Source organism: Burkholderia sp. Ac-20344 (genome assembly GCF_017104975.1).
In the GTDB taxonomy this organism is placed as follows: Bacteria; Pseudomonadota; Gammaproteobacteria; order Burkholderiales; family Burkholderiaceae; genus Burkholderia.
In genome coordinates this window covers 1-6,631 of the sequence record NZ_JAAGPP010000259.1, presented here as the reverse complement: position 1 = coordinate 6,631, position 6,631 = coordinate 1, and the positions used below count along the sequence as shown (strand labels likewise).

General features: G+C 67.3%; 5 protein-coding genes. 2 read left to right on the top strand and 3 right to left on the bottom strand.

All coding sequences use genetic code 11. The features are described from left to right. Nucleotides 1–1,722 (bottom strand): MMPL family transporter (locus G3N64_RS37695; RefSeq protein WP_205788673.1); only part of this gene is annotated, 1,722 nt, incomplete at its 3' end. Between the two features lie 323 nt (nucleotides 1,723–2,045). On the opposite strand from G3N64_RS37695, the gene G3N64_RS37690 reads away from it, so the two are divergent. Both G3N64_RS37690 and ltrA read left to right on the top strand, forming a co-directional pair. Further along, nucleotides 2,046–2,642: an ABC transporter substrate-binding protein gene (locus G3N64_RS37690; protein ID WP_205788672.1), complete on the top strand. Its 597-nt coding sequence runs from the start codon at nucleotides 2,046–2,048 to the stop codon at nucleotides 2,640–2,642. A 441-nt stretch (nucleotides 2,643–3,083) separates the two neighbouring features. Continuing rightward, complete coding sequence (gene ltrA, locus G3N64_RS37685; RefSeq protein WP_205788671.1) at nucleotides 3,084–4,454, top strand: group II intron reverse transcriptase/maturase; 1,371 nt, start codon at nucleotides 3,084–3,086, stop codon at nucleotides 4,452–4,454. 111 nt (nucleotides 4,455–4,565) lie between these two features. Here the strand turns inward: ltrA and G3N64_RS37680 are convergent, their stop codons facing one another. Together G3N64_RS37680 and G3N64_RS37675 are read right to left on the bottom strand one after the other, a co-directional pair. Beyond that, complete coding sequence (locus G3N64_RS37680; protein WP_043186307.1) at nucleotides 4,566–5,210, bottom strand: response regulator transcription factor; 645 nt, start codon at nucleotides 5,208–5,210, stop codon at nucleotides 4,566–4,568. Nucleotides 5,211–5,239: 29 nt separating this feature from the next. Continuing rightward, complete coding sequence (locus G3N64_RS37675) at nucleotides 5,240–6,625, bottom strand: cache domain-containing protein (RefSeq protein WP_205788674.1); 1,386 nt, start codon at nucleotides 6,623–6,625, stop codon at nucleotides 5,240–5,242. Nucleotides 6,626–6,631 lie beyond the last annotated feature (6 nt).

The window sequence follows — 6,631 nt, the reverse complement described above, 5'->3', positions numbered from 1 at the left end:
GTCGGTCGCGGGCGGCGCGGCCGGCTGCGTCAGCGCTGGCAGCAGGTCGCTCGCGGCCGTGGCGATCGCCGCGCGCTTGGCCGGCTGGTCGGCGGGGATGAAGGTCGACAGCGTGGTCGTGCGGCCGACTTCCGGCAGCGCGTCGAGGCGTTTCGCGGCCGCGTCGGCCTCCGCGAGCGACGGCGCGAGCAGCGTGACGTCGTTGACGGTGGCTTCCGGCGAATCCTTCAGCGCGAGCAGCGTTGCCATCGATTCGCTGTTCGGATCCTTCAGGTGCAGCGGGTTGAAGTCGAAGCGCAGGAACGCGAGCAGCGGCAGCGCGCCGACCACGACCACGAGCGTGCCGATCAGGATCGGCTTGCGATGGCGATCGAGGTAATCGTCGACCGGTGCGAGCCACGGGAAGCCCGGCGTCTTCGATTCGCCCGGCGGCGCGAACAGGCGCAGCAGCGCGGGCAGCAGCGTGAGCGTGGTCAGCAGCGCGACGAACATCCCGACGCCCGCGATCAGGCCGAGCTCGGACACGCCGCGATAGGCGGTGGGGATGAACGAGAAGAAGCTCGCCGCGACGGCCGCGGTGGCCAGCGCGAGCGGCATGCCCATCGAGTGCGCGGCGCCGATCAGCGCGTGATCGATGCGGGAATCGCGGAAGCGCTCCTCGCGATACTTCACGCCGTACTGGATCGAGAAATCGACGCCGAGGCCGACGAACAGCACCATGAACGCGACCGAGATCATGTTCAGCGAGCCGACCATCGCGAGGCCGAGCGCGGCGGTCACGACGAGGCCGACGAACAGCGTGACGAGCACCGAGCCGATCATCCGCTTCGAGCGCAATGCCAGCCACAGGATGACGAGCACGGCGAGCAGCGTGAACACGCCGTTGAGCGCCGCGCCATCCTCGACCGACGCGAATTCGTCGTCGGCGAGCGGCTGTTCGCCGGTCAGGCGCACGGCCGCGCCGTAGCGCTTCTCGAGGTCGAGCGAACGGGCCGCGTCGCGGATCACCTGGGTGGTTTCCGCGCCGGCCTTCAGCGCGCCGTAGTTGACCACGGGCTGCACGGTGACGAACGCGCGCGCGGGCTGCCGCGCGGCATCGTTGTCGACGAGCGCACGCCACGAGAACGCGGCCGGCTTGCCGGCCAGCACGTCGTCGACCGTTGCGGCGCTCCGTGCGAGCAGCTTCGCCATCGCGGGCAGTTTCACCTGGCCGGTCAGCAGCGGCTGGCCGAGCGTGGTGGAGAGCGTCGTGGCGAGCCCGGTCAGGCTCGGGTTCTTCGCGAGTTCGTTGACGAGCGGGCGCGCGCTCGCGAGCTGCGAGGTGGTATCGGTGACGTCCTGCGGCGACAGGAACAGCAGCCCGTTGTGCTCGAAGAACGGCCCGCCGCCGGGCTCGGCAACCTGGCCGATGCGCCCGGCTTCGGCATCCTTCCGCAGCGCCTCGGTCAGCGCATGCGCGGCGGCATTCGCGAATTCGGGCGCGGGCGCTTCGACGACCGCGAGGATCGTGCCGTTGCGTTGCGGGAACGCCTTGTCGACGGCCTGGCCGAGCGCGGCAAATTGCGGTTCCGCATCGACGAGCTTGCTGATGTCTGTGTTGATCTTGAAATGCTGCGCGACATAGACGCCGCTGAGCGCGGCGATGACGAGCGACAGGACGACGACCCAGACGGGGCGTCGCACCGACCATGCAACGAGTCGGACGATGAGAGATGTCACCATGTGGCGGTGGGGAGCGGCTGGCAAGGGCAAAGTAGCCAAGTATACCGGCGCGGCGTGGCGGCGGTCGTGACGTTGGGGGTTTCGGGGAGGGAAGGAGATTTGTTCGCGACGGCGGAATCGACACCGATGGCCGGCCGGTTTGTAAGGGGATATTTACATAAACGGCGTCGCGCTGCTTCGACGCGCCGCTGCGGGCCTGTGACAAAGGGACTTGAAAGGTAACAGTCGGTCACCGCGGCACACCGAGGCGTCAGGCCCGGTATACTTTGCTTCGCCGGCCGGTGCAATGAACCGGTCGTTTTTTCTCATCGAGCGATATTCGTATGAAACGTCATCTGTTTGCTTTCGTCGCGGCGGCCGCCGTGTCGGTTTCCGCTTTCGCGCAGAGCGCGCCGGTCGATATCGTCCGCAGTGCGGTCGAGGGCACCGTCACCGCAATGAAGGCCGATCCGGCCGCACGCGGCGGCGACATGGCGAAGGTCACGCAGGTCGTCGAGCAGCGTTTCCTGCCCGCGACCAACTTCGAGCGCACGACCCGCATCGCGGTCGGCGACGCGTGGAAGCAGGCCACGCCGCAACAGCAGCAGGAGCTGTACAAGCAGTTCAGGCTGCTGATGACGCGCACCTACGCCGCGTCGCTCGCGCAGCTCGGCAGCCAGGATGCGAAGTTCTCGTTCAAGGCCGGCGGCGCGTCGGGCGCCGACGCGCTCGTGCAGTCGACGGTCACGACGCCGGGCGACAGCCAGTCGGTCGGCTATCGTCTCGGCAAGGTCGGCAACGACTGGAAGATCTACGACATCGACATGTCGGGCGCGTGGCTGATCCAGGTCTACCAGGGGCAGTTCAAGAGCCAGCTCGCTTCGGGCGGGATCGATGGCCTGATCGCGTATCTGCAGAAGCACAATTCGCGGACGAACTGATCGGCCGCTGGCAGGCCGCAGTCCGGATGTATGAAGGGCGCCCTCGGGCGCCCTTTTTCGTGTGCGCCCAGCACGGGCGCACTCCTGCGGGTGCAAGTCCCGCCATAAGCTGATCACGGCAAATGAAGTGAAGCGCAACTGCATGAGGGTGACCGAGTGTGGGGAGGAAGCGTGGAGCGTAAATCGCGAGCCGATGGAGAAGAACCGCATAGAAGGCGCTACCGAGCAGGGCGAGCGGGCACGTAACCGCGAAGCTCTCGTGATCAAGGCGAGGCGGCGTAGATGCGGCGGTTGTGCGATGAAGGAGTGCGTCCATGTATGGGGAGATCTCGCCTTGTGCCTGAAAGGGCGACGGTGGCAAGCCGGAGCGAGAAGTCAGCAGAGGCCGTAGTAGCTGCCGGTTTGGGGCGAAGGGCCGAACGAGTAGGAGGGCCGAAGGCCGTGTCGCTCGAACGTGCAGTGCATCAGAAGCCCGCGCAGGCGGGGCGCAACGCGGGAGGGCGAGGTGAAGCCGCGCCTGAAGCGCAGCGTGATGAAGCACGGACGGCGCGGCGCGAAACCGGAGGCTTGGGGCGAGGCGACCTGCTTGCGCAGGCGCTCGCGAGAGCGAACATGGTGATGGCGTGGAAACGCGTCAAAGCCAATCGCGGCAGTGCTGGGGTGGATGGGAAGTCGATCGCCGAGACGGCGGACGCTCTGAAGACGCACTGGCCCCGGATTCGGGAGGCGTTACTGGATGGAAGCTACCGGCCCGAGCCGGTACGGCGCGTTCAGATTCCGAAGCCCGGTGGCGGGATGCGTGAACTGGGGATTCCGACGGTGACGGATCGATTGATCCAGCAAGCCCTGCTGCAAGTCTTGCAGCCCATCATTGATCCGACCTTCTCAGAACACAGCTACGGCTTCCGACCGGGACGTCGAGCGCGTGACGCGGTGCTGATGGCCCAACGTCATGTGCAGGACGGCTACCGGGTGGTGGTCGACGTGGATTTGGAGAAGTTCTTCGATCGGGTCAATCACGACATTCTGATGGAAAGGCTATCGAGGAGGATCGCGGACAAGGCCGTGCTGCGGCTGGTTCGTCAATACCTTGTGGCTGGGATCATGGATGGCGGGGAGGTCACGGAGCGTCACGAGGGCACGCCGCAAGGCGGGCCGCTGTCGCCGCTGCTGGCCAATGTGCTGCTGGATGAGGTGGATCGGGAGTTGGAGAGACGCGGGCACCGCTTCGTGCGCTATGCCGATGACTGCAACGTGTATGTGCGCAGTGGTCGGTCGGGTGAACGGGTGCTGGACGGCTTGCGCAAACTCTACGACCGGCTCCACCTGAAGGTCAACGAAGCCAAGATGGCGGTTGCACAGGCGACGGGACGCAAGTTTCTGGGCTACGAACTGTGGCGCAGCGCGGGCGACCGGATCAAATGTGCGGTGGCCCGAAAGGCACTGGAGAGCTTCAAGCAACGCATCCGAAACCTGAGCCGCCGTCCGGGTGGGCGGAGCTTGGTGGAAGTGGCGGAGCGCCTGAGGGCCTATGTGCCGGGTTGGAAAGCGTACTTCCAGCTCGCGCAGACGCCGCGCGTGTTCCGTGAGCTCGACGAGTGGATCAGGCACCGGCTGCGTGCAGTGCAGCTTAAGCACTGGGGTCGGGGTACGACGATGTACCGGGAGTTGTTGGCGCTGGGAGCCTCGAAGGAGGATGCCTACTGGGTGGCTGCGAACAGTCGGCGATGGTGGCGAAACAGCCGCTGGTTGCTGAACCGAGCCATGCCGATCGCCTACTTCGACCGTCTTGGCGTACCCCGGCTCTCATGACCTCAACTGCTCGAACCGCCCGGTGCGGACCCGCATGCCGGGTGGTGTGGGAGGGGATCGGTCAGACTCTCTGACCGCCCCTATCCCGATTGGAAGCGGCCGGCGTGCCGCTTACCGCCGCCGATGCTCCACCGCAAATTTGATCAGCTCGGCCTGCCCTTCGATCTCCAGCTTGCGCTTCAAATTGAGCCGGTGCGTCTCGACCGTGCGCACCGACAGCCCCGTCTGCTGCGCGATCTGCTTGCTCGACAGCCCTTCCGCCAGCGCATCGAGGATGTCGCGTTCGCGCGGCGTCAGCCGGTCGAGCGGCGATGCGGTCGCGCTCGCGTGGATCATCCGCGCGGCGAGCCCCTCGCTGAAGAACGTCTGGCCGGCCAGCACCGCACCGATCGCGCGCACGATCTCGCTCGCGGGCGAATCCTTCAGCAGATAGCCGCTCGCGCCCGCCCGCACGGCCTGCGTCACGTATTCGATGTTGTCGTGCATCGACAGCATCAGCACGCGGATGCCCGGAAAGCGCTCGTGGAACACGCCCGCGAGCGTGATGCCGTTCATCCCGTTCATGCCGACGTCCATCAGCGCGAGATCGGGTTCGAGCGACGCGGCGAGCGCGAGCGCCTCGTCGGCGTTGCCGGCTTCGCCGACCACGGACAGGTCGGCCGCTTCGAGCCGCATCCGCAAGCCGTCGCGCACGAGCGGGTGATCGTCGACGAGCAGCAGTCGGGCGACGGGCCGGGCGGTGTCGGGGGCGCTCATGCGTGAAAGGTCTCCTGTTATGGGGCGCGTCATGACGCGGTGCCAGGCAGCGGCACCCGCGCGGCGACGATCGTATGGCCGACCTGCGACGTGATCGTCAGCATGCCGCCGAGCGCGTCGAGGCGCTCGCGCATGTTGCGCAGGCCGATGCCGCGGCGCGCATCCGCCTGCGAGCGTTCGGCGTCGAAGCCGCAGCCGTTGTCGGCGATGGTCAGCGTGACGGATTGCGCGCCGACGTCGAGCGTGACGGCCGCGCGCGACGCCTGCGCATGATGCACGATGTTGCTGAGCGCTTCCTGTGCGATCCGGAACAGCGCGGTGTTGACCGCCGCCGGCAGCGGCCGGGCGCCGCTGTGCGCGACCTGCGTATAGCCGATGTCGATGCCGCTTTCGGCGCCGAGCTCGCGCACCAGCTGCTCGAGTGCCGCCGCGAGGCCGAGATCGTCGAGCATCGCGGGGCGCAGCGCATGCGAGATGCGCCGCACTTCGCGCAGCGTGTCGCCGAGCCGCACGACGCCCGATGCCAGCGCCTGCTCGGCCTCGGGCATGCGCGCGGTGCCGCGTTCGAAGCGTGCGAGTGCGGATTCGAGCATCAGCTTCGCGGACACCATCATCTGGCTGATTCCGTCATGCAGCTCGCGCGACAGCCGCGCCCGCTCCTGCTCCTGCGATTCGACGACGCGCTGCGCGAGCAGCTTGAGCTTCGCGTCGGCACTGCGCGACTCGCTGACGTTCAGCACCAGCGCGCACACGGCGATCGCCGCCGCGCCCGCGAGCGCGATCGCGGTGAACCAGCTCATCGTGCGCTCGATGTTCGCGGACGCGCGCGCGTCGATGCGCTGCAGCGCGGTGTCGACGTCGTCGAGATAGATGCCGGTGCCGACCATCCAGCCCCAGCGCTCGAGCGCGACGACGTAGCCGAGCTTCGGCGCGACGCGGCCCGTCGACGGCCGCTGCCATGCGTAGCGCACGTAGCCGCCGCCGCTCGACGCCGCGCCGATCAGTTGCTGGATCGTCAGCGCACCCTGCGGGTCGCGCATCGACCAGTAGTTGTGACCGACGCGCTCGGGCTCGCGCGGATGCATCAGCGAATTGCCGTGCAGGTCGTACACGAAGAAATAGCCGTCGGGGCCGAAATCCATTTTCTGCAGCATCGCGAGCGCCTGCGTGCGCAGCAGCGCGTCGTCGCGCGCGTTGCGGCCGCTCGCGTCGTAGAGCGGCATGATCGCGCTCGTCGCGAGCTCGACGTAGTGCTTCAGCTCGACTTCCTTGCTCGACAGGTACGCGGCCTGGATCGTCGCGTGCTGCGTGCGCGCGAGGGACGTTGCCTGCTGGCGTACGCCAAAGCCGATGCCGGCGATCGCGAGCAGGAACGGCACGATGGCCAGAAGGAAGATCTTTGCCTTGAGTCTCATGGTGGA

Bases quoted from the DNA above. Each gene is read 5' to 3' on its own strand.
- G3N64_RS37690 (WP_205788672.1), top strand. From the start codon at position 2,046: ATGAAACGTCATCTGTTTGCTTTCGTCGCGGCGGCCGCCGTGTCGGTT.
- G3N64_RS37680 (WP_043186307.1), bottom strand. From the start codon at position 5,210: ATGAGCGCCCCCGACACCGCCCGGCCCGTCGCCCGACTGCTGCTCGTC.
- G3N64_RS37675 (WP_205788674.1), bottom strand. From the start codon at position 6,625: ATGAGACTCAAGGCAAAGATCTTCCTTCTGGCCATCGTGCCGTTCCTG.